Genomic DNA, 20,802 nt, shown 5'->3' on the forward strand with positions numbered 1-20,802 from the left:
TGCCGCTTCACGGCGCGACCTCGGCGCAGCGCGCGCGCAGCGCGCGGGCAAGCGGCGCCGCGCCCACCGCCTCGAGCCGGTCGAGGCCGGCGCGCTGCGTGGGGACGTTGCGCAGGATATAGGCGGCGTTGCCGGGGTGGCGCGCGGCGCGCCACGAGGCGATGACGATCGTGGCCAGCATCCGCAGCGGGATGAGGTCAGGCATGAGCGCGATCTCGTCGTCGGTCAGCGGACAGGCGGAATGGAAGCCGGCGATGAAGTCGCCCACCCCGGCGATCGGATCGTCGCCCGCGACGTACGAGGCCCCGATCGCGGCATCGGCGGCCAGTGCCGTGTGCACCATGTCGCCGAAGTCGATCACTCCTGCCACCCGGTCGGGGGCGCCGGGCGCGACGATGACGTTGTGCGGGTTCGGGTCGCCATGCACGGCCTGGCGGCGCAGCCGGTCAAGGCGGGGCGACGTCTCGGCGTCGAACCGGTCGAGCCGGTCCAGCACCCGCCGCCGCAGCGCCGGGTTGGTGACGGCGTCGGCGCAGTCCCGCAGCCGGCCTGCGCGGCGGATGTCCCAGAGCAGCGCGTGCTCGGCCGAGGGGTGGCGGAAATCGGCGAGGGCGCGGTCGATCCGGCCCAGCATCCGTCCGGCCTCACGGCGCAGCGCCGGCGTCGGCGGCGCGCCGTCCATCGGCTGGCCGTCGATCCAGCTGAGCACCCGCGTGACAAGCGGAGTGCCGTCCGAAAGGCGCGTCACGACCTCGGCCGCACCGTCCCGGTCGGGGATCACGCGCGGCACCGGCAGGGCGGGGTCGCGGGCGGCGATGTGGCGCAGCGCCTCGGTCTGCAGGTTAGTGACGCCGGTCGGCTCGACCGGGTTCGAGAACTTGAGCACGAACTGGCGCCCGCCGGGATCGGTCAGGCGGAAGTTGCGGTCCCGCTCGCTCGAGAGCAGCCGCGCCGTGGCGTCGATCCCCCAGCGGTCGCGGGCGATCCGGGTGGCGGTCTCGGCGTCGATTGCCGGGGGCGGCGTGTCGAGCAGCGCGTCGTCCGCCGGGGCAGGGGCGGGGGGTGCAGCGGGGTGGTTCGGGGGAACGGGCGCCGCGCGCGCCGCGACACGGACCGCCAATTTGCTACCGTCCAATCGGTCGTCCGACGCGGTGCACCCGCCGAGCTGCTCGGTGCCCTCCGACCCGTCGGGTTCGGCCAGTGTCACGCTCTGCAACAGCACCTCGCCGCCGGCCAGGATGTCGGCGCAGATCGCCCCCCGCGCCCCCGCGCCGTCGCCCGCACGGATCGCATCGAGGACCGCGTAGTGATGGTCGATCATCACCCGCCCGCCCGCGCGGTAGCCCGAGGCGATCAGCGGCCCCATCTGCAGCCACAGGTTTTCCAGCAGGCCGCCCAGTACCGGCATCCCCGCGATCCCCGGCAGCGACAGGTGGAAGCGCTGGTTCGTCCCGAGCGCCTGCAGGTGGTCGCCCGCGGCCAGCGCCGCCTCGTTCTCACGCAGGATCGCTTCAAGCCGTTCCGCGTCCGCATCTGTCGCCGCCAGCGCCGCGCGCTCGGCGGCCAGCCCCTCGAGCTCGAGTCTAATGGCGCGGATCTCGAGATAGCGGGCGCGGGCGAGCACCGGCACGCGGATGTCCCGCGGGCTCTGGAACTGCAGCCCGCCGTGATTGACCAGCCGCCAGACCGCGTCCCGGACCGGCGTGACGCTGACCCCCATGCTGGCGGCCAGATCGCGGATCTTGAGCCGCGTCCCCGGCGCGAGCGCCCCGGACATGAGTTGCCGGGCGAGCCGGTCGTGGATCTCGGCCGCCAGTCCCGGTTTCAGCGGCGCGGCCCGCGGCATGGGTCAGGCGGTCCCGGCGGGCGCGCCGTCCCGGAACCCGCGGACGAAGCCCTCGAGACAGGCGCCGATCACCGAAACCTGATAGCCGCCCTCCTGCACCACGAGCGTCGGCAGTTCCGCCGCGACGATGATCCGGCCCGCGGCGCCGAAGGCCGGGGTCGAGACCTGGACGAGGCTCAGCGGGTCCTTGGCATGGGTGTCGTAGCCGAGCGCCACGACCAGCGCCTCGGCGCCGAAGTCGCGCACCGCGGCGACGCCGCGGGTGACGGCGGCCAGAAAGGCCTCGTCGCCGCTGTGAGGGGGCAGCGGCAGGTTGAGGTTGAAGCCCTCGCCCGCGCCGTACCCGGTCTCGTGCGGGCGACCGGTGAAGAACGGGTTGTAGAAGTCGGGATCGACGTGGACCGAGACGGTCAGGACGTCGTCGCGGCGGTAGAAGATCTCTTGCGTGCCGTCCCCGTGGTGGGCGTCGATGTCGAGGACCGCGACCTTGCCGAACCGGCCGCGCAGGCGCTGCGCGGCGATGGCGGCGTTGTTGAGGTAGCAGAAGCCGCTGGCCCGGTCGGCGCGGCAGTGGTGCCCCGAGGGGCGGCAGAGCGCATAGGCGAGCCGCTCGCCCCCGATTACCGCATCCGCCCCTGCCGCCGCCGCATGGGTCGAACGCAGCGCCGACGTCCAGGTGTGCGGCCCCATCGGCACCGCGAGGTCGCCCATGTAATAGCCGGTCTGGGCAATCAGCAGGTCGGTCGGGCAGGGGGGGCGCGCCTCGCGCGCCGGGTCGCCGTTCCAGTAGGGAAAGCAGTTCGGCCAGACCTCGGGGCCGTGGTCGGGCAGCTCGATCCAGCGCGCGTAGGCGCTTTCGAGATAGTCGAGGTAGTGGGCGGGGTGGATCGTCGCGGCAGCCGAGCGGCCGAGGTCGGCCGGCGCCTCGGGCGTGACGCCCAGTCGGTCGAGCGCGGCGAGCAGCTCGGCCGTGCGGGCCGGGACATCGGTGGCCGAGGCGATCCGCCCGGTGCGCATGAACTGCTGCGGCGAATGCAGCGCCTGGTCGGGGTGGTAGAAGGCGCGCATCGGCATCTCCCTGTCGCGTCGGCGGACGGTCGCGCGGCGCGTTAGCAGAAGTATGATGCATCTTGCGGGGGTGTCAACGAATGCACCGCCGACGCGGCGGGCCGGGGTCAGGCCGGCGGGCAGGTCGAGGCCCTCACCACCAGCTCGGGGTTCAACACGGTTTCGGCGGCGACCTGCTGTCCGGCGATCCGCGCCATCAGCACCCGCGCCGCCATCCGGCCCAGGTCGCGCTTGGGCTGGCGGACCGTCGTCAGCGGGGTCGGCAGATGCGCCACCCACTCGATGTCGTCGAAGCCGATCACCGAGACCGCGCCCGGCACCGATACCCCGGCCCGCGCCAGCGCGCCCATGAAGCCCGCCGCCATCTCGTCACTGAAGGCTATGACGCCAGTCGGGCGCGCGCCCGGCGGCTCGGCCAGCCAGCGGGCTGCGGCCGCGGCGCCCGAGGCGAGCGAGAAATCCCCCGGATAGCCCGGCGGCAGCCGCCCCAGCACGGCAGCGATGCCGTCGCAGCGGGCCTTGTGCAGCACGTTGTCGGGCGGCCCCCCGATCCAGCCGATCCGCGTATGGCCCAGTCCCAGCAGGTGCCGGACGGCGAGGCCGGTGCCCGCGGCGTTGTCCAGCACCACCCGCGGCAGGTCCGACCGCTCGATCCATTCGCAGGCCATCACCACCGGCGGCGCGCCGGGCAGCGCCGCAAGGTCGCGGGCCGTCACCTGCCCGTCCATCAGCACGATCCCGTCGGCGCGCGAGGGATCGAGAAAGCGGTCGAGCGCCCTGTGCCGCCCGCCCTCGTCCATCGTGTCCCCGATGAGCAGGTCGTAGCCGCCGAGTGCAAGCTGCTGGCCCAGGCCCGAGACGATCTTGGCGAAGAACGGGTTGCCGAGGTTGGGGACCAGCGCCACGACCGCCCCGGTCCGCTGCTTGCGCAGGTTCCGCGCGGCGTGGTTCACCCGGTAGCCGGTGGCGCGCACCGCCTGCTCCACCGCGTCGCGGGTGGCGGCCGAGACCATGCCCGGCCGCGACAAGACCCGGCTGACCGTCGCGACCGAGACCCCCGCCCGCAGCGCCACATCCGCCAGTCGCGCCGGCGCCCCGCCCGGACCGAGGTCGGGGCGCAGCAGCCCCGGCGCATCCGGCGCGGGGGCGGGGGCATCGGGGGGCGGCGTCTCAGCGGTCATGAGGGCGACGCTAGCCCCCTCTCGCGCCACCATGCAACCGTGCCGGGTGTTGAGCGAAAACCTCAGCCAATCCTCGCTTGCAATCGTTTGCATGGCGTGGCTTCCTGATAGGGGGGAGGGAGTTGGAGATGCGCACCATCAGGGGCCCCGCCCTGTTTCTCGCCCAGTTCGCGGGGGACACGGCGCCCTTCAACGACTGGGACGGCATCACCGCTTGGGCGGCCTCGCTGGGGTACGTCGGCGTGCAGGTGCCGAGCTGGGATGCCCGGCTGATCGACCTCGACCTGGCCGCCACGTCGCAGGATTACCGCGACCAGTTCCTGGGCGTTGCCCGCGCCAATGGCGTCGAGGTGACCGAGCTTTCCACCCACCTGCAGGGCCAGCTCGTGGCCGTACATCCCGCCTATGACGCAGGCTTCGACGGGTTCGCGCCGGCGTCGGTTCACGGCAACCCCGGCGCGCGCCGGGAATGGGCCGAGGATCAGGTCGCCAAGGCGATCCGGGCCAGCAGCGCCATGGGGCTGGGGGCGATGGCGACGTTCTCGGGCGCGCTCGCCTGGCCTTACCTCTACCCCTGGCCGCAGCGGGCGCCGGGACTCGTGGACACCGCCTTCGGCGAACTGGCGGCGCGCTGGCGGCCGCTGCTCGACCTCGCCGACGCGCAGGGGGTCGACGTGTGCTACGAGATCCACCCCGGCGAGGATCTGCACGACGGGATCACGTTCGAGATGTTCCTCGACCGCGTGGATCAGCATCCGCGCGCCAACATGCTGTACGATCCCTCGCACTACCTGCTGCAGCAGCTCGACTATCTCGACAACATCGACATCTACCACGACCGCATCCGGATGTTTCACGTCAAGGACGCCGAGTTTCGCCCGACCGGCCGGCAGGGCGTCTATGGCGGGTTCCAGCCGTGGCTGAACCGGGCCGGGCGGTTCCGCAGCCCGGGCGACGGGCAGGTGGATTTCGGGGCGATCTTCTCGAAGCTGGCGCAGTACGACTTCGACGGCTGGGCCGTGGTCGAGTGGGAATGTGCGCTCAAGCACCCCGAGGATGGCGCGCGCGAGGGGGCAGCGTTCGTGCGCCGCCACATCATCCGCACCACCCCGCACGCCTTCGACGACTTTGCCGCGCAGGACGTCGACGCGGCCGCGAACCGTCGCGCGCTGGGGCTGGATCGATGACGGTGCCGATCCCGCTGGGCATGGTGGGCGGCGGCGAGGGCGCCTTCATCGGTGCGGTGCACAGGATCGCGGCGCGGATGGACGGCGCGTTCCGGCTCGTCGCCGGGGCGCTGTCGTCGGACGCGGCGCGGGCCGAGGCTTCGGCGCGGGCGCTGGGGCTCGAGCGGTCCTACGCCGACTTCCGGCAGATGGCGCAGGCCGAGGCGGCGCGCCCGGACGGCATCCGGGCGGTGTCCATCGTGACCCCGAACCACCTGCACGCGGCGGCCGCGGTTGCGTTCCTCGAGGCGGGCATCCACGTCATCTGCGACAAGCCGCTGGCCGCCACGGCGGCACAGGCGGCCGAGATTGCCGCCGCCGCCCGGCAGAGCACGGCGCGGTTCTTCCTGACCCACAACTACGCCGCCCTGCCGATGGTGCGCGAGGCGCGCGCCATCGTGGCCGAGGGCGGCATCGGGACGCTGCGGCTGGTCCACGTCGAGTATCTGCAGGGCTGGCTCGCCGACGAGGTGCACTCGAAACAGGCCGACTGGCGCACCGATCCGGGGCAGGCCGGGGCCGGGGCGATCGGCGACATCGGCACCCACGCCTGGCAACTCGCGGCCTTCGTCACCGGCACAGCGCCCGACGCGGTCTCGGCCGAGCTGTCGAGCATGGTGCCGGGCCGGCGCGTGGACGACGACGTGCGGGCGCTGCTGCGCTATGCCTCGGGCGCGCGGGGGATGCTGTGGGCGAGCCAGGTGGCGGTCGGGCGCGAGAACGGCCTTGCGCTGCGGCTGTTCGGAACCGAGGGCGCGCTCGACTGGGCGCAAGAGGCGCCCGAGCGGCTGGTCCACACGCCGAAGGGCGGCCCGCCGCGCATCCTGACGCGGGCGCAGGACCGCTCGGGCTCGTTCCGCACCCCGCCCGGCCACCCCGAGGGCTACCTCGAGGGGTTCGCCAATCTCTACGCCGACATCGCCGCGGTGATCCGGGGCGACGCCGCGCCGCTCGCCCGGCTGCCGGGGCTGGCGGACGGGCTGTCGGGCATGGCCTTCATCGCCGCCGCGCGCGACTCGTCGGCGCGGGACGGGGCGTGGGTCGAGGTGGCGCCGTGACGGCGGTGCTGTCCCTTCACGGGGTCAGCAAAAGCTTCGGCCCGGTCGAGGTCCTGCACGGCGTGGACCTGGCGCTGAATGCGGGCGAGGTGCACGCGCTGATCGGCGAGAACGGCGCGGGCAAGTCCACCATCATGAAGATCATGGGCGGCTATCTCGCGCCGAGTGCGGGGCAGGTGCTACTCGACGGTCGACCGGTTCGCTTCCGCAGCGGCCCCGAGGCCGAGGCGGCGGGCATCGTGGTGATCCACCAGGAGTTCAACCTCGCCCCCGACCTGTCGGTGGCGGCCAACATCTTCCTCGGGCGCGAGATCACCCGCGGGCTGCGTCTCGACCACGCCGCCATGCGCGCGGCGGCGGCCGAACTGCTCGGCCGGCTCGACACCGCGATCCGCCCCGACGCGCGCATCCGCGACCTGTCGGTGCCCGACCGGCAGATGGTCGAGATCGCCAAGGCCCTGTCGCGCAAGGCCCGCGTGCTGATCATGGACGAGCCGTCGGCGGCGTTGACCCACCGCGAGGTGGACGCGCTCTATACCCAGGTGGACCGCCTCAGGGCCGAGGGCGTGGCGCTGATGTTCTGCTCGCACCGGCTGGAGGAGGTGACGCGCCTCGCCGACCGCATCACCGTGCTGCGCGATGGCACGGTGGTCCGGCAGGCCCTGCGCGGAGAACTGACCGAGGACGGCATGGCCACCGCCATGGTCGGGCGCGCGCTGACCGACGTGTTCGCGGCCCGCGACACCGCGACCGCCGAAGAGCTGTTGCGGGTCGAGGGGCTGACGGTCGGCGGCTCCACCCCCGTCACCGGCGCCGACCTGGTGCTTCACCGCGGCGAAGTGCTGGGTATCGCCGGTCTGGTTGGCGCGGGCCGGACCGAACTGGCCGAGGCGATCGCCGGGCTGCGTCCGGCAAGGGGGCGGATCAGCGTCCGCGGCCGGCCCGTGACCATCCGCTCGCCCCGCGATGCAGCGGCCCACGGCATCGCCTATCTGACCGAGGACCGGAAAGAGGCCGGGCTGCTGCTCGACAAGCCGCTGACCGAGAACCTGACGCTGGCGGCGCTCGACCGGCTCGGGTTCCGCATCGACCGCCTGCGCGAGGCGGCGCTGATGGCGCAGGCGACGCGGGATTTCGACATCCGCGCGGCCTCGCCCGCGATGCGGGCCGGGGCGCTGTCGGGCGGCAACCAGCAGAAGCTGCTCTTGGCCAAGACCATGCTCACCGACCCCGAGATCATCCTGATCGACGAGCCGACGCGCGGCATCGACGTGGGCACCAAGCAGCAGATCTACCGCTTCGTGCGGGGGCTGGCGCGGTCCGGCAAGGGCGTCGTCGTCATCTCGTCGGAACTGCCCGAGGTCATCGGCCTCTCGGACCGGGTGGTGGTCATGCGCCAGGGCCGCGTCGCCGGCGAGGTCGCGGGCGCCGCGGTCACCGAGGAAAACATCGTTCGCCTTGCCATGGGCGTCGGCGCCGAAAGAGAGCCTGCATGAAACCGCTGAACCTGCACCTTCTCGGGCCGCTGATCGCGCTGGTGGCGCTGTTCATCCTGGGCGCGCTGCTCAACCCCGCGTTCCTCGCGCCCGCGAACCTCTCGAACGTGCTGGCGCGCTCGGCCTTCATCGGGCTGATCGCGGTCGGCATGACCTTCGTGATCACCCAGGGCGGCCTCGACCTGTCGGTCGGCTCGATGGCCGCGTTCCTCGCCGGCGTCACCATCATGGCGATGAACGCGCTGGTGCCGGTAATCGGCGCGCACTGGGGCACGGTGGTGCTGGGAATGGCGGTCGCGCTGGCCGGCGGCGTCGTGGCGGGGGCGGTCAACGGCACGCTCATCACCCGCGCCCGGATCGAGGCATTCATCGTGACGCTCGGCACGATGGGCATCTTTCGCAGCCTCGTGACCTGGCTCGCCGACGGCGGCACGCTGAGCCTCGATTCCGCGCTGCGGGCGATCTATCGCCCGGTCTATTTCGGCGGGATCGGCTGGATCACCTGGCCGATCATCGTCTTCGCCATCGTCGCGGTGCTGGGCGAATGGACCATGCGCCACACCCGCTTCGGCCGCCACGTCGAGGCGATCGGCTCGAACGACCGGGTGGCGCGCTATTCGGGCGTCGATGTCGAGCGGGTGCGGCTCATGACCTATGTGCTGCTCGGCGCACTGGTCGGGCTGGCCACCATCCTCTACGTCCCGCGCCTCGGGTCGGCCTCGGGCTCGACCGGTGTGCTGTGGGAGCTTGAGGCGATCGCCGCGGTCATCATCGGCGGCACCGCGCTCAAGGGCGGCACCGGGCGGGTCTGGGGCACCGTCGTGGGTGTCCTGATCCTGTCGATGATCGACAACATCCTGAACCTGGCGGACCTGGTCAGCCCCTATCTCAACGGGGCCATCCAGGGCGTCATCATCGTGCTTGCTGTCGTGCTGCAGCGAGAGAAACGGGCCGCCGAGTAGCGGCCGGACAAAGGGGGAGGACATCATGGAACGTCGCAATCTGCTCAAGCTGCCGCTGGCCGCGGCGGCGCTGTCGCTGGGGGCCGGGACCGCGCTGGCCCAGGCCGGCGACAAGAAGATCATCGGGGTCTCGATCCCCTCGGCCACGCACGGCTTCATGGGCGGGCTGAACTGGCACGCGCAGGACACCATCAAGCGGCTGGGCACGGTCTATCCGAACCTCGAATTCGTGCTGGCGACCGCCGGGGACGCGGCCAAGCAGGTCTCGGACATCGAGGACATGCTGGCCACCCGCAACATCGACGGGCTTGTCGTGCTGCCGTTCGAATCCGAGCCGCTGACCGACCCGGTCAAGCAGGTGAAGGCGGCGGGCAAGTTCGTGACCGTCGTGGACCGCGGCCTGAGCGAGGAAGGGATCGAAGATCTCTACGTCGCGGGCGACAACACCGCCTTTGGCCGGGTCGCGGGCGAATATTTCCGCGACAACCTCAAGGCCGGCGGCAAGATCGTGGTGCTGCGCGGCATCCCCACGACGCTCGACAACGAGCGGGTGGAGGCGTTCCAGAAGGCGCTCGAGGGGTCCGACAAGGAAATCCTCGACATGCAGCACGGCAACTGGAACCGCGACGACGCCTTCAAGGTGATGCAGGACTATCTGGCGAAATACCCGCAGATCGACGCGGTCTGGGCGGCCGACGACGACATGGCGGTGGGCGTGCTCGAGGCGATCGCCCAGGCCGGCCGCGACAAGGAGATGGTGGTGGTCGGCGGCGCCGGGATGAAGGACATGGTCAAGCGGATCATGGAGAAGGACCCGCAGCTGCCGGTGAACGTCACCTATCCCCCGGCGCTGATCTCGTCGGCGATCGAGATGACGGCGCTGCGGTTCGTGTCGAACGCGCCGATGGCGGGGCGCTACATCATCGGCAGCCAGCTCATCACGCCCGAGAACGCGGCGCAGTTCTATTTCCCCGACAGCCCGTTCTGAGCCGTGGCGGGGGCGTCGCGGTCCGCCCGGCGCCCCCGTGTCCGACAGTGCCGTCCGGCTCGGCCCGGTGGCGCAGGATGCATCATGAACGCCGAAACAACTTGCGATCGGGCGGGGGCCGGGTAACGTCCGAAGGGCAGGGGGCCGCGGGACCGACCCGGCCTTCACCGGACAACCGGGGGGAGCGATGGCGGCAGTTGCAGAACTGGTGCTGAGGGGCGGAACGGTGTGGCGCGGCAAGGGCGCGCCGCCCGCCACGGCGCTCGCCAGCTTCGCCGGGCGGGTTCTGGCGACGGGCACCGACGCCGAGATTGCCCCGCTGATCGGCCCCTCGACCCGCGTCGTCGAGCTGGACGGGCGCTTCGCGATGCCGGGGCTGAACGACGATCACCTGCACCTCATCTCGACCGGGCTGGCGCTTGCCGACGTGGATGCCAGCCCGCAGGCCGCGCCGACGCTCGATGCGCTGCTCGAGGCGATCCGGGCCCGGGCGGCGGTGACGCCGAAGGGCGCGTGGATCCTCGCGCGCGGCTACGAGCAGCAGAAGCTCGACGTCGGTCGTCACCCGCATCGCACCGAACTCGACGCCGTCGCGCCCGACCACCCGGTGATGCTGACCCGCGCGTGCGGCCATGTCTCGGTCGCCAACAGCCGCGCGCTGGCGCTGGGCGGCGTCACCGCCGGGACCCAGGCTCCCGCCGGCGGGCTGATCGGCACCGCCAACGGCACGCTGACCGGGCTTCTGGCCGAGAACGCCCAGAACCTCGTCGGCGATCACGTTCCGGTCCCGTCCGAGGAGACGCTCGTCGCCGCCATCGAGGCGGCGGGCCGGCAGCTTCTGTCGCAGGGCATCACCAGCTGCATGGACGCCGCGGTCGGCATGGTGGCGGGCATGGCCGAGATCCGCGCCTATCAGCGGGCGCTGCGCGAGGGGCGGCTGCCGGTCCGGGTGTCGCTGACGCTTCTGGGCGATCCCGGCAGCTCCATCGTGGCCGACTGCCACGCGGCGGGGCTGGTGACCGGCACGGGCTGCGACCGGCTGCGGGTCGGGGCGGTGAAGATCTTCCTCGACGGCAGCCTCGGGGGGCGGACGGCGTGGATGGAGACGCCCTACAAGGACGAGCCCGAGAACTTCGGCGTGCGGATGCTCGAGGACGCGCAGCTCGAGGCACTGGTGCGCGACTATCATGCGATGGGCTACCAGATGGCCTGCCACGCCATCGGCACGGGCGCCATCGGCCAGCTTGTCACCGCCTACGAGGCGGCGCTGGCGGCCCACCCCGACCCGGACCGGCGGCACCGGGTCGAGCACTGCGGCTTCCCCTCGCGGGGCCAGCTGGCGCGGATGCGGGCTGCGGGGATCGAGCCCTCGCCGCAGCAGGTGTTCATCCACGACTTCGGCGACAGCTACCTCGCGGTGCGCGACGACCGCGCCGAGGTCGAGGCGGGCTATCCGCTCGGCACCTGGCTCGGGATGGGGTTCCGGCCAGGCACCGGCAGCGACTCGCCCGTGTGCCGCACCGACCCGCTGCCGAACCTGCACCAGATGCTGACCCGCCGGACCTGCGCCGGCACACTGATGGACGCGCGCGAGGCCGTCGATGCCGAGACGGCCCTGCAGGTCTTCACCGAGAACGGCGCCTTCCTGTCGCGCGACGAGGCCGCGAAGGGGCGGCTCGATCCCGGGATGCTGGCCGACATTGCGATCTTCTCGCGTGACCTGACCCGGGCCACGCCCGAGGAGATCCTGACCGACACCGTCTGCGAGTTGACCATTCTCGGCGGGCAGGTGGCCTACGACCGCAGCGCCGGGTGAACGGCGCGCATGAACCGTTGAAACAGGGAGTGATGACCATGTTGACGATCAGGACGACGCCGATCCGCACCGCACTGGCCACGCTGCTTCTGGCCGGGACCGCGCTCTGCGCCCCGGCCTGGGCGCAGGACGTGCAGCGGGGCGGCACGCTGAACTTCACCGCGCCTTACGGGACCAGCGTCGGCACGCTGGACATCACCGCCTCGGCCGAGGTGCAGACCGAGATCGTGGCCCACGCGATGCACCGCAGCCTGTACAAATGGAACCCCGAGACCGGCAAGCCCGAGCCGGATCTCTTCACCGATCACAAGGTGTCGGACGACGGGCTGACCCACACCTACACGCTGCGCTCGGACGCGGTGTTCCACAACGACAAGCCGCTGACGGCCGATGACGTGGTGTTCAGCTACAACCGCATCGCGGCCCCCGCGAATGCCTCGCCCAGTGCGGATTTCATCTCACGCATCAAGGGCTTCGCCGAGGTCCAGTCGGGTGCTGCCAAGGAGCTGGCGGGGCTCAGGAAGATCGACGACCACACCGTCGAGATCACCATGATCGCGCCCGCCGATCCGGGCTTCGACCTGATGCAGAACTACGTCCCGATCTATCCCTCGAACGTGGACGGCGCGAGCCAGGCGACGCAGCCCGTGGGTCTCGGCCCGTTCCGCTTCGTCGAGCACGTCCCCGGCTCTCGGGTCAGCTTCGAGCGCTTCGACAAGTTCTTCGGCGGCGACGGCAAGCCCTATCTCGACCGGCTCAACATCATGATCATGGGCGAGGCCGCGGCCCGCGACGTGGCCTTCCGCAACAAGGAGATCGACGTCTCGGTGCTGGGCAGCCAGCAGTATCAGGACTACCAGGCCGACCCCGAGCTGTCGAAGGGGCTGCTCGAGGTGGCCGAGCTCTTCACCCGGGTGATCGGGATGGACACCTCGAAACCGCCCTTCGACGACAAGCGGGTGCGCCAGGCCGTCAACATGGCCATAGACCGCAACCTCATCATCGAGCGGCTGGTCAAGGGCAAGGCGTTCCCGGCGGTCGGGTTCTTCCCCACCACCTCGCCCGCCTTCGACCCCGCGAGAGAGGGCTACAAGTTCGACCCCGAGGCCGCCAAGGCGCTGCTGGCCGAGGCGGGGCACGCGGACGGGATCGACCTGCCGGTGATCGCCAACGCCAACGAAAGCTGGGGCTCGCCCATCGTCGAGGCGGTGATCCCGATGCTCGCCCGCGCGGGCATCCGCGCCACCGTCGAGCCGGTCGAGAACGCCGTGCTCGAGGACCGCATCACCGGGGGCAACTTCACCGGCTTCATCTGGTCGCTGTCGTCGGGGCCGGACCCGCTCAACATCCTGCGCTGCTTCTATTCCAAGACCACGGTCAGCGCCTGCAACTACACCCGCTTCTCGAACCCCGAGGTGGACCGCCTCTATGAGGCCGCCCAGCAGGAGCGGGACGAGACCAAGCGCAACGACCTGATCCGCCAGGCCGGCGACATCATCCAGGACGAGGCGCCCTACTGGTTCTTCAACTACAACAAGGCGGTGATGGCCTATCAGCCGTGGGTCCACGGGCTGAAAGGCAACCCGCAGGAGCTGGCCATCCAGGACTACGACAGCATCTGGATCGACGAGAGCGCGCCCTCCGACCGCCGGCCGAAGTGAGGCCCCGCCCTCGGCCCCCGCGGTGGGGCCGGGGCATCCCCTGACACCGAGGAGGGCCGCCACTTGGCACGCTATGCGCTGCGCCGGATACTGCAGATGATCCCGACCATCCTCGCGGTGGCGCTCCTGGTGTTCATCATCTTCAGCGTGGTGCCGGGCAACTTCGCCACCTCGATGACCGGCGGCGGGCGCCGCGCGCTCTCGCCCGAGCTCGTGGCGCAGATCAACGCGCAGTTCGGGCTCGACAAGCCGTTGCCGGTGCGGTTCTGGGACTATCTCGTGCGGCTGGCGCAGTTCGACCTGGGCGTCTCGTTCCGCACCCGCGAGCCGGTGATCGACCTGATCGCCGCCCGCATCGGCCCCTCGATCGAGCTTGCCGCGGCGGCCATGGGGCTGGCGGCGGTGGTGGGCATCCCGCTCGGGTTTCTCGCCGCGATGCGGCCGGGCAGCCTGCTGGACAGCCTGACCATGATCGGCGCCGTCTCGGGCCTGTCGCTGCCGCAGTTCTGGCTGGGGCTGCTGCTCATGTATGTGTTCGCGCTGAACCTCGGCTGGTTGCCGAGCTTCGGCTATGGCGACGGGGCGCCGCGCTACCTGATCCTGCCCGCGGTGGCGCTGGGTGTGGCGCCCATGGCGCTGCTCGCGCGCACGACGCGGGCGGGCGTGCTCGAGGTGATGGCGTCGGACCATATCCGTACGGCGCTGGCCAAGGGCGCCTCGCCCGTCCAGCTCATCCGCTGGCACGTGGTGCGCAACGCCATGGTGCTGGTGGTGACGACGATGGGGCTTCAGATCGGCTCGCTGCTGGGGCAGGCGCTGGTGATCGAAAAGCTGTTCTCGTGGCCGGGGATCGGCTCGCTTCTGGTGGACAGCGTGGCGATCCGCGACATCCCCGTGGTGCAGGGCACGATCCTCGTCATCGTGCTGTGGTTTCTCGTCATCAACGTGCTGGTCGATCTGGTCTATGCCGCGATCGACCCGCGCATCAGCCTGCGCTGAAAGGGGGAAGCGATGCGTTTCCGCCCGCGCTTCAACCTGACGCTCGGCCTTGTCGTGGTCACGGTGATGCTGCTGTTTGCCGTGGTCGGCCCGTGGCTCACCCCGCACGACCCGATCCTCGACGCAGACCTGATGAACTCGGAGATGCCGCCCTCGTGGGAGCACTGGTTCGGCACCGACAGCCAGGGCCGCGACGTGTTCGCGCGGGTGGCGGCAGGGGCGCGGGTGTCGCTGACGGTGGGGATCGTCGCGCAGGCGATCAACTCGGTGATCGGCATCGTGCTGGGTGTGACCGCCGGCTACTGGGGCGGCTGGTGGGACGATTTTGTCAACGGGCTGACCAACATGATGCTGGCGATCCCGTCGCTGGTCTTTGCGCTGGCGATCATGGCGGTGCTCGGGCCGGGGCTGACCAGCCTGCTCATCGCCCTCGGCCTCACGAACTGGAGCTGGTCGTGCCGCATCGCCCGCAGCAGCGCGCTGTCGCTGAAGTCGCAGGGCTATGTGCAGGCCGCGCGCACGCTCGGCTATGGCGACGGGCGGATCATGCTGACCCAGCTTGTCCCGAACATGGTCGGGCCGGTGCTGGTCATGGCCTCGCTGGGGATCGGCGAGGCGGTGCTGGCCGAGGCGGCGCTGTCCTTCCTCGGCCTCGGCATCCGCCCGCCGCAGCCGAGCTGGGGGAATATGCTGACCGACGCGCGCGAGGCGATCCGCAGCGCGCCCTGGGTCACGATCTTCCCGGGTCTCGCGGTGTTCCTGACGGTGCTCGGGTTCAACCTGCTGGGTGACGGGGTGCGCGACTGGCTCGACCCGCGGATGCAGGTGCGGGCATGAGCGCGCCGATCCTCGACATCCGCGGCCTGACCGTCGGCATCCGCCGCCCCGGCGAGGCCCCACTCGAGATCGTGCGCGACCTCAGCTTCGACATAATGCCGGGCGAGGTGTTCGGCCTCGTGGGCGAATCGGGCAGCGGCAAGTCGGCCTCGGCCCTGGCGCTGATGGGGCTGAACCGCCGCCCGCTTGAGACGCTCGGGGGACGCGCGCTTTATGACGGGCGCGACCTTCTGGCGCTGTCCCGTCGCAGCCTGCGCAAGCTGCGCGGCAACCGCATCTCGATGATCTTTCAGGAGCCGATGACGGCGCTGAACCCGCTCGCCCGCGTCGGCCGCCAGATCGCCGAGATGTTCGTGCTGCACGAGGGGATGAGCTGGTCCGAGGCCCGGCCGCGGGCGGTGGCGGCCCTCGCCTCGGTGCAGGTGCCGAACCCCGAGGAGCGGGCGCGCGCCTATCCGCACCAGCTGTCGGGCGGGATGCGGCAGCGGGTGATGATCGCCATGGCGATGGCGTGCCGCCCCGACCTCTTGATCGCGGACGAGCCGACCACCGCGCTTGACGTGACCGTGCAGGCCGAGGTGCTGCGGCTGATCCGCGAACTCTGCGAGCGGCAGGGGACAGCGGTGCTGCTGATCAGCCACGATCTGGGCGTGATCGCCGAGATGTGCCAGCGGGTCGGCGTGATGTGCGGGGGCCGGCTGCTGGAACTGCGCGAGACGCGGGCGCTCTTCAACGATCCGCGCCACCCCTACACGCGGGGGCTTCTGGCTGCTCTGCCGCAGCTTGGCAGCCGGGCTGCCGAGGGGCGGCATCGGCTCGCCGACCTCGACCGGACGGTGGACCGCACCGCGCCGGCGTTCGCGGCCACGTATCTCGACCCGCGCGGGGTGCCGGCATGACCGCGGCGCGCCCCGCCCCCGCCCCCGCGCAAGCCGCGCCGATCCTGTCGGTGCGGGACCTGCACGTCCGCTTTCCGGTGTCGGGCGGCCTCTTCGCCCCCCGCCGCGTCGTCCACGCGGTCAGCGGCGTCGACCTGTCGATTGGACCCGGCCAGTGCCTGAGCCTCGTGGGCGAAAGCGGCTGCGGCAAGTCCACCACCGCGCTCGCCATCATGGGGCTGCAAGAGCCGTCGGCCGGCGCGATCACCGTCGAGGGCCGCCCGGTCCACGGCCCCGGCGCGCCCTCGCGGCGCGAGCGGGCCCGGCTGGCGCAGATCGTGTTCCAGGACCCCTTCGCCACGCTCAACCCGCGCGAGACGGTGCGCCGGGCGCTGACCCAGCCGCTGGCGCTGCACGGCATCGGCGACCGGGCCGAACGGCAGGCGCGGGTGGCCGAGGCGCTGCGGCAGGTCGGGCTCGAACCCGGCCATGCGGACCGCTATCCGCACGAGTTCTCGGGCGGCCAGCGCCAGCGCATCGGCATCGCCCGGGCGCTGATCCTCGGGCCGCGGTTTCTGGTGCTGGACGAGCCGGTCAGCGCGCTCGACGTCTCGATCCGGGCGCAGATCATCAACCTGCTGATGGACCTGCAGGCCGACCTGGGCCTGAGCTACCTGATGATCTCGCACGATCTAGGCGTGGTCGAGCACGTCTCGGATCGGGTGGCGGTGATGTTTGCCGGCCAGATCGTCGAGGAGGGGGACTGGCGCGCCGTGTTCACCGAGCCCGCGCACCCCTACACGCGGCGGCTGATCGAGACGATCCCCAACCCGGCGCGGCTGACCGGCGGCGCCGTCACCCGCCTGCCGCCGCCGCCCGAGCCACCGCAGGGCACCCGCTTCTGGCCGCCCATCGACCGCCGCCCCGACATCGGCCGCCCTCCCTCGCCGAGCGAGCTGGTCCCGATCGCCCCCGACCACCGCGTCCGCGTGCAGCCGGTCTAGCCTACCCCATCCGCACCGAGGCGGTCGCCGTCCGCGCCCGCAGGCGGCGCGAGAGGGCCTCGACCGTGCCGCTCATCAGCCCGGTCGCCACGAGGATCACCATCGCCCGGTCCATCCGCAGCTCGCTGATCGCGTCATCGAGGTAGAAGCCGAGCGTGGCGATCCCCAGCACCCCCATGATCGCCGTCTCGCGCAGGATGATCTCCCACCGGTAGAGCAGCAGGGCGAGGAACGGGCCGAAGAGGCGCGGCAGATACTCCCACGCCCAGAGCGTCGCCCCGCGCGGCGCGTCGGGCCGCAGCGGGCGGCCGACGGCCTGCCGGGCGAGCAGGTGGCCGATGATCGCCCCGTTGTGCAGCCCGAGCGCGAGGATCGCGGGCAGCATCGACGGGCCGAAGGCCTGCATCAGCAGATAGGCGAGCATGTATTCCGGGAACGACCGCAGCACCACCAGCACCAGATGCCCGACGAGCGCGCCCACCCGTCCGGTGACGCGCGGCGCGGGCAGCGCCATGCCGGCGAGCGCGACCAGCCCCGCCACGACAAGCGCGATCTGCCCCACCAGGATCGTGTTGGCGAGCCCGGGCAGGACCATCGTGCGCATGATCATCCCGAGCCACGGCACGAGCCCGGCCCAGTCGCCCTGCCGGATCGGGGCCGGCACGATGTCGTCGGTCAGGAACCGCAGCAGCGCGCCCTCGCCCATCGGGGGGTGTGCGACCTGCGCCAGCACCACCAGCGCGGCCGCAAGCCACAGCGGCGCCAGCCGCGGCCGCATCCACACCCGGACGCTGGCGATCAGCGCCACATACAGGATCATGATGGCGCTTGCCGCGCCATAGTCGCCCTGCCGGAACACCGTATCGAGCTGGAAGCCCAGCGTCGGCAGCCCGACGAAGCCCAGCACGGCCGAGGACCGCAGCCCGCACTCGACGCGGTAGAGCGCGTAGCCCGCCATGTCGCGGGCCACCAGCGGCGCCCGCGCCCAGACGAAGCGGCTCAGCGCGTCGGTGCCGGGGCCAAGCACCCGGGCCGGGCGCGGGTCGGCCTCGTCCAGCATCTCGGACAGCACCTTGGCGAAGATCCCGGCGTAGGGCAGGGCCAGCGCCAGCACCCCGGCGGCCGGGCTGATGCCCAGCATCTGGATCAGGATCAGCGCCCAGAAGAGCTCGTGCACCGAGCGCAGCGCGATGGCGAGGGTGCGGACCGCGCGGCGGTGGTAGAAGGGCGCCATGACCAGCCCGGCCAGCCCCCCCAGCGCCACGCCCGCGACGGCGAAGGCGACGGTCAGCGCGAGGGCGCGGCCGATCGCCTCGATGCCGGTGAAATCGGGCCGCAGGAACCCCAGCGCCATGCGTCCCAGCGTGTCCCACGGGTCGTGGCCCGCCAGCGTCAGGTCGGCCATCGGCAGGCACAGCGCCGCCAGCACCACGAAGCCGAGCGCGAGGTGCAGACGCGAGAGCGTCCGGTCAGGGCGCATAGAGCGCCTGCACTCGGGCGTCGTCGACGGCCTCGACGGGGCGGTCGAAGAGGATGCGCCCCTGCCGCAGCCCGACCAGCCGTGTGGCCCAGCGGCGGGCGAGGCCCACGTCATGCAGCGCCACGATGGCGGTGGGGAAGCGGTCGCGCAGCAGGTCGGCCAGCGCCCCGGCCTGCCGCGGATCGACGGCCGACAGCGGCTCGTCCGCCACCAGCACGTCGCCGCCGCGGTAGAGCGCGCGGGCCAGCGCCGTGCGCTGCCGCTGCCCGCCCGAGAGGCGTCCGACGGGCCGGTCGATCTCGGGCGCCAGCCCGACCTCGGTCAGGATCGCGGCGACCGCGTCGCGCTCGGCCCGGCGCGGGTGGACGAAGGTGGCGAGGTTGCGCAGCGCGCCGTGGTCGTCGAGCCGCCCCATGAGCGCGTTCCGCAGCACCGAAAGCTGCGGCACCAGCCCGTGGTCCTGCGGCACCAGCGCCACCCGCTTCCCCTGCGCGACCAGCGCCGCCCAGACCGCATCGAGCAGCGTCGATTTCCCCGCCCCGCTGCGCCCGAGCAGCGCCACCCGCTCACCCGGCGCAAGGTCGAGCGTGACCTCGCGCAGCACCGGCGCGCCGCCATAGCCGAGATCGGCCGCCGCGATCAGCGGCGGGGCGGCGCGCAGGGCGGCGTGGCCCGGGGCGGTGGTGGCGGCCATCGCCTGGGTCACTCGATCAGGTCGAGCTGCCGGGCGATGGTCTCGATCGGGGCATAGTCGGCGTTCGCGGCGGGGATGAAGCCCTCACGCGGGAAGCTGGCCAGCAGATCGGGATCGGTCATGCCCACCAGCGCGGCCTGGACCTTGTCGGCGAAGCCCGCGCCCCAGCGGGCGTCCACGTCGCCGCGGATCGTCCAGTTGTAGTCGGGGTAGGAGGGCGTGCGCCAGATGATCCGGGTGGTGGCGATCTCGGGCGCGTTCTCGGCCACCGCCTTGTCATAGACGGCGAAGTTCAGCGCCCCCACCTGCCACGCGCCCGAGGCGACCTGCCGCAGCGTCTGGCTGTGGTCGCCCGAAAAGCCGACGCGGCTGAAGAAGGCCTCGGGGGCTTCGCCGGTCGCCTCGCGGATGTGGTACTCGGGCATCAGCCGGCCCGAGGTCGAGGTCTTGGCGCCGAAGGTGAAGCTCATCCCCCGCGCGGCCTGTGGGAAGGCGTCGCCCTCGGTCAGGCCCGTCGATTCGTGGGCGATGAAATAGGTGACGAAGGCGCGGTCCTCGGTGCCCTGCGCGATGGCGCGGGCGCCCGGCACGGCAAGGCGCGCCTGCACGCCGGACAGTCCGCCGAACCACGCGAGCTGCACCTGATCGTTGCGGAAGGCGGTGACGGCGGCGGGGTAGGATTTCACCGGGACGAAGCGGACCGGCACCCCGAGCTCGGCCTCGAGATATTCCGCGACCTTGGTGAAGCGGGTGACGAGCGCGGTCTCGTCCTCGTCGGGGATGGCCGAGAAATAGAGCGTGTCGGTGGCAGCGGCGGGCAGCAGCCCGGCCAGCAGGACGAAGACGGCGGCCGTGAGGCGGCGCAGGAGGTTCATGGACATGACCCTTGGCGTGAGGATGGACCGAAGATGCAAGGCCGACGACAGGTCCGGGACACCGTGGCGTCCCCCCGCGTGCCGAGGGCACACGAGCGCCCCGAAGGGCCATCTGAGGGAGCGCGCACGGCGCATCGGCTCGTCAGCCCGTCCGGTTTAGCATCCGCGCCGGGGAACGCAATCGGCGACGCGGGGGCATGGGGCGGGCGCGGAGGGTCAGGGGGGGCAGGGGTTCAGGATGTAACTATTAGTTTGCCGGCCAGCGTGACCCCCAGCTTGGGCCTCGCCATGCCCTGACGCGATGCTGCTCCACGCCCCGCGGCGTGGCGCCTGTGGGGTGGCAAGGGGCACCGAGCGGTGCGCCACATGGGGCGTGGTGGGCGATAGTGGGGGCAGCACCGACAGCAGAATCGACGCGCCGCGAAACGGCTGCCGTCACGTCGGACTGCAGGTCATCCAGAAAGGAGGGAAATGTGCCCGCTGCGGCGGGGCCGCCGACGCCTCAACCGCGACGACTCAACGTCGGGGGGGCTGATGGTAGCGGAGGAGGGATTTGAACCCCCGACACAAGGATTATGATTCCTCTGCTCTAACCAGCTGAGCTACTCCGCCCCAACGTGCCCGTTCGGGTGCCGGGGATTTAGGCGAGGGTGCGCGGGCCGTCAAGCGCAAATCGCGGGGGTGAAAAGCGCTTTGACGGGGCGGCGGGCAAGGCGGTCGGAACGAAGCGTCT

17 protein-coding genes and 1 tRNA gene are annotated in these 20,802 nt (G+C 71.7%); 11 read left to right on the plus strand and 7 right to left on the minus strand.

Features of this window, described 5'->3' with window-relative positions:
• Positions 1-7: 7 nt before the first annotated feature.
• From HGN31_RS11395 to HGN31_RS11405, 3 genes are all read right to left on the minus strand, one after another.
• Entirely contained in the window at positions 8-1,846 is a 1,839-nt protein-coding gene (locus tag HGN31_RS11395) for a phosphotransferase (RefSeq protein WP_168783257.1), read from the minus strand.
• Positions 1,847-1,849: 3 nt separating this feature from the next.
• Positions 1,850-2,914 carry a histone deacetylase family protein gene (locus HGN31_RS11400; protein WP_168783258.1) on the minus strand — a complete coding sequence of 355 codons (1,065 nt, stop codon included), beginning with the start codon at positions 2,912-2,914 and terminating at the stop codon, positions 1,850-1,852.
• Between the two features lie 107 nt (positions 2,915-3,021).
• Positions 3,022-4,095, minus strand: coding sequence for a LacI family DNA-binding transcriptional regulator (locus HGN31_RS11405; protein ID WP_168783259.1), 1,074 nt, complete (start codon positions 4,093-4,095; stop codon positions 3,022-3,024).
• Between the two features lie 128 nt (positions 4,096-4,223).
• Between HGN31_RS11405 and HGN31_RS11410 the strand changes: the two genes are divergently transcribed.
• The 11 genes from HGN31_RS11410 (at position 4,224) to HGN31_RS11460 (ending at position 17,020) form a co-directional block, all read left to right on the plus strand.
• Positions 4,224-5,282 carry a sugar phosphate isomerase/epimerase family protein gene (locus HGN31_RS11410; protein ID WP_168783260.1) on the plus strand — a complete coding sequence of 353 codons (1,059 nt, stop codon included), beginning with the start codon at positions 4,224-4,226 and terminating at the stop codon, positions 5,280-5,282.
• Positions 5,279-6,379 (plus strand): Gfo/Idh/MocA family protein, encoded by a 1,101-nt coding sequence (locus HGN31_RS11415; RefSeq protein WP_244960990.1) that lies wholly within the window; start codon positions 5,279-5,281, stop codon positions 6,377-6,379. The genes HGN31_RS11410 and HGN31_RS11415 overlap by 4 nt, the downstream gene beginning before the upstream one ends.
• A complete protein-coding gene (locus tag HGN31_RS11420) occupies positions 6,376-7,875 on the plus strand; it encodes a sugar ABC transporter ATP-binding protein (protein ID WP_168783261.1) in 1,500 nt (499 codons plus the stop codon). Before HGN31_RS11415 ends, HGN31_RS11420 begins: the two co-directional genes overlap by 4 nt.
• On the plus strand, positions 7,872-8,837 hold the full coding sequence (locus HGN31_RS11425) for an ABC transporter permease (protein WP_168783262.1): 966 nt from the start codon (positions 7,872-7,874) through the stop codon (positions 8,835-8,837). The genes HGN31_RS11420 and HGN31_RS11425 overlap by 4 nt, the downstream gene beginning before the upstream one ends.
• Before the next feature lie 25 nt (positions 8,838-8,862).
• Entirely contained in the window at positions 8,863-9,825 is a 963-nt protein-coding gene (locus HGN31_RS11430; RefSeq protein WP_168783263.1) for an ABC transporter substrate-binding protein, read from the plus strand.
• A gap of 187 nt (positions 9,826-10,012) precedes the next feature.
• Positions 10,013-11,641: an amidohydrolase gene (locus HGN31_RS11435; protein WP_168783264.1), complete on the plus strand. Its 1,629-nt coding sequence runs from the start codon at positions 10,013-10,015 to the stop codon at positions 11,639-11,641.
• A gap of 32 nt (positions 11,642-11,673) precedes the next feature.
• Positions 11,674-13,302, plus strand: coding sequence for an ABC transporter substrate-binding protein (locus HGN31_RS11440; RefSeq protein ID WP_168783265.1), 1,629 nt, complete (start codon positions 11,674-11,676; stop codon positions 13,300-13,302).
• 63 nt (positions 13,303-13,365) lie between these two features.
• The gene (locus HGN31_RS11445) at positions 13,366-14,301 is read left to right on the plus strand and encodes an ABC transporter permease (RefSeq protein WP_168783266.1); all 936 of its coding nucleotides are present in this window, start codon (positions 13,366-13,368) and stop codon (positions 14,299-14,301) included.
• Between the two features lie 12 nt (positions 14,302-14,313).
• Positions 14,314-15,138 carry an ABC transporter permease gene (locus HGN31_RS11450; protein WP_168783267.1) on the plus strand — a complete coding sequence of 275 codons (825 nt, stop codon included), beginning with the start codon at positions 14,314-14,316 and terminating at the stop codon, positions 15,136-15,138.
• Positions 15,135-16,037, plus strand: a complete 903-nt coding sequence (locus HGN31_RS11455; RefSeq protein WP_168783268.1) for an ATP-binding cassette domain-containing protein — start codon at positions 15,135-15,137, stop codon at positions 16,035-16,037. The genes HGN31_RS11450 and HGN31_RS11455 overlap by 4 nt, the downstream gene beginning before the upstream one ends.
• Positions 16,034-17,020 carry an ATP-binding cassette domain-containing protein gene (locus HGN31_RS11460; RefSeq protein WP_168783269.1) on the plus strand — a complete coding sequence of 329 codons (987 nt, stop codon included), beginning with the start codon at positions 16,034-16,036 and terminating at the stop codon, positions 17,018-17,020. Before HGN31_RS11455 ends, HGN31_RS11460 begins: the two co-directional genes overlap by 4 nt.
• A gap of 1 nt (position 17,021) precedes the next feature.
• Here HGN31_RS11460 and HGN31_RS11465 read toward each other — a convergent pair whose 3' ends face one another.
• From HGN31_RS11465 to HGN31_RS11480, 4 genes are all read right to left on the minus strand, one after another.
• Positions 17,022-18,500, minus strand: coding sequence for a PhnE/PtxC family ABC transporter permease (locus tag HGN31_RS11465; RefSeq protein WP_168783270.1), 1,479 nt, complete (start codon positions 18,498-18,500; stop codon positions 17,022-17,024).
• The gene (locus HGN31_RS11470) at positions 18,490-19,194 is read right to left on the minus strand and encodes an ATP-binding cassette domain-containing protein (RefSeq protein ID WP_168783271.1); all 705 of its coding nucleotides are present in this window, start codon (positions 19,192-19,194) and stop codon (positions 18,490-18,492) included. Before HGN31_RS11470 ends, HGN31_RS11465 begins: the two co-directional genes overlap by 11 nt.
• A gap of 8 nt (positions 19,195-19,202) precedes the next feature.
• On the minus strand, positions 19,203-20,075 hold the full coding sequence (locus HGN31_RS11475; RefSeq protein WP_168783272.1) for a putative selenate ABC transporter substrate-binding protein: 873 nt from the start codon (positions 20,073-20,075) through the stop codon (positions 19,203-19,205).
• A gap of 529 nt (positions 20,076-20,604) precedes the next feature.
• Positions 20,605-20,681 (minus strand) — tRNA-Met (locus tag HGN31_RS11480).
• Positions 20,682-20,802 lie beyond the last annotated feature (121 nt).

This window comes from Paracoccus sanguinis, from assembly GCF_012689545.1.
GTDB classification, from domain to species: domain Bacteria; phylum Pseudomonadota; class Alphaproteobacteria; order Rhodobacterales; family Rhodobacteraceae; genus Paracoccus; species Paracoccus panacisoli.

Bases quoted from the DNA above. Each gene is read 5' to 3' on its own strand.
- HGN31_RS11435 (WP_168783264.1), top strand. From the start codon at position 10,013: ATGGCGGCAGTTGCAGAACTGGTGCTGAGGGGCGGAACGGTGTGGCGC.
- HGN31_RS11465 (WP_168783270.1), bottom strand. From the start codon at position 18,500: ATGCGCCCTGACCGGACGCTCTCGCGTCTGCACCTCGCGCTCGGCTTC.
- HGN31_RS11475 (WP_168783272.1), bottom strand. From the start codon at position 20,075: ATGTCCATGAACCTCCTGCGCCGCCTCACGGCCGCCGTCTTCGTCCTG.
- HGN31_RS11400 (WP_168783258.1), bottom strand. From the start codon at position 2,914: ATGCGCGCCTTCTACCACCCCGACCAGGCGCTGCATTCGCCGCAGCAG.
- HGN31_RS11410 (WP_168783260.1), top strand. From the start codon at position 4,224: ATGCGCACCATCAGGGGCCCCGCCCTGTTTCTCGCCCAGTTCGCGGGG.
- HGN31_RS11450 (WP_168783267.1), top strand. From the start codon at position 14,314: ATGCGTTTCCGCCCGCGCTTCAACCTGACGCTCGGCCTTGTCGTGGTC.
- HGN31_RS11395 (WP_168783257.1), bottom strand. From the start codon at position 1,846: ATGCCGCGGGCCGCGCCGCTGAAACCGGGACTGGCGGCCGAGATCCAC.
- HGN31_RS11455 (WP_168783268.1), top strand. From the start codon at position 15,135: ATGAGCGCGCCGATCCTCGACATCCGCGGCCTGACCGTCGGCATCCGC.
- HGN31_RS11460 (WP_168783269.1), top strand. From the start codon at position 16,034: ATGACCGCGGCGCGCCCCGCCCCCGCCCCCGCGCAAGCCGCGCCGATC.
- HGN31_RS11430 (WP_168783263.1), top strand. From the start codon at position 8,863: ATGGAACGTCGCAATCTGCTCAAGCTGCCGCTGGCCGCGGCGGCGCTG.
- HGN31_RS11405 (WP_168783259.1), bottom strand. From the start codon at position 4,095: ATGACCGCTGAGACGCCGCCCCCCGATGCCCCCGCCCCCGCGCCGGAT.
- HGN31_RS11425 (WP_168783262.1), top strand. From the start codon at position 7,872: ATGAAACCGCTGAACCTGCACCTTCTCGGGCCGCTGATCGCGCTGGTG.
- HGN31_RS11470 (WP_168783271.1), bottom strand. From the start codon at position 19,194: ATGGCCGCCACCACCGCCCCGGGCCACGCCGCCCTGCGCGCCGCCCCG.
- HGN31_RS11440 (WP_168783265.1), top strand. From the start codon at position 11,674: ATGACCATGTTGACGATCAGGACGACGCCGATCCGCACCGCACTGGCC.
- HGN31_RS11415 (WP_244960990.1), top strand. From the start codon at position 5,279: ATGACGGTGCCGATCCCGCTGGGCATGGTGGGCGGCGGCGAGGGCGCC.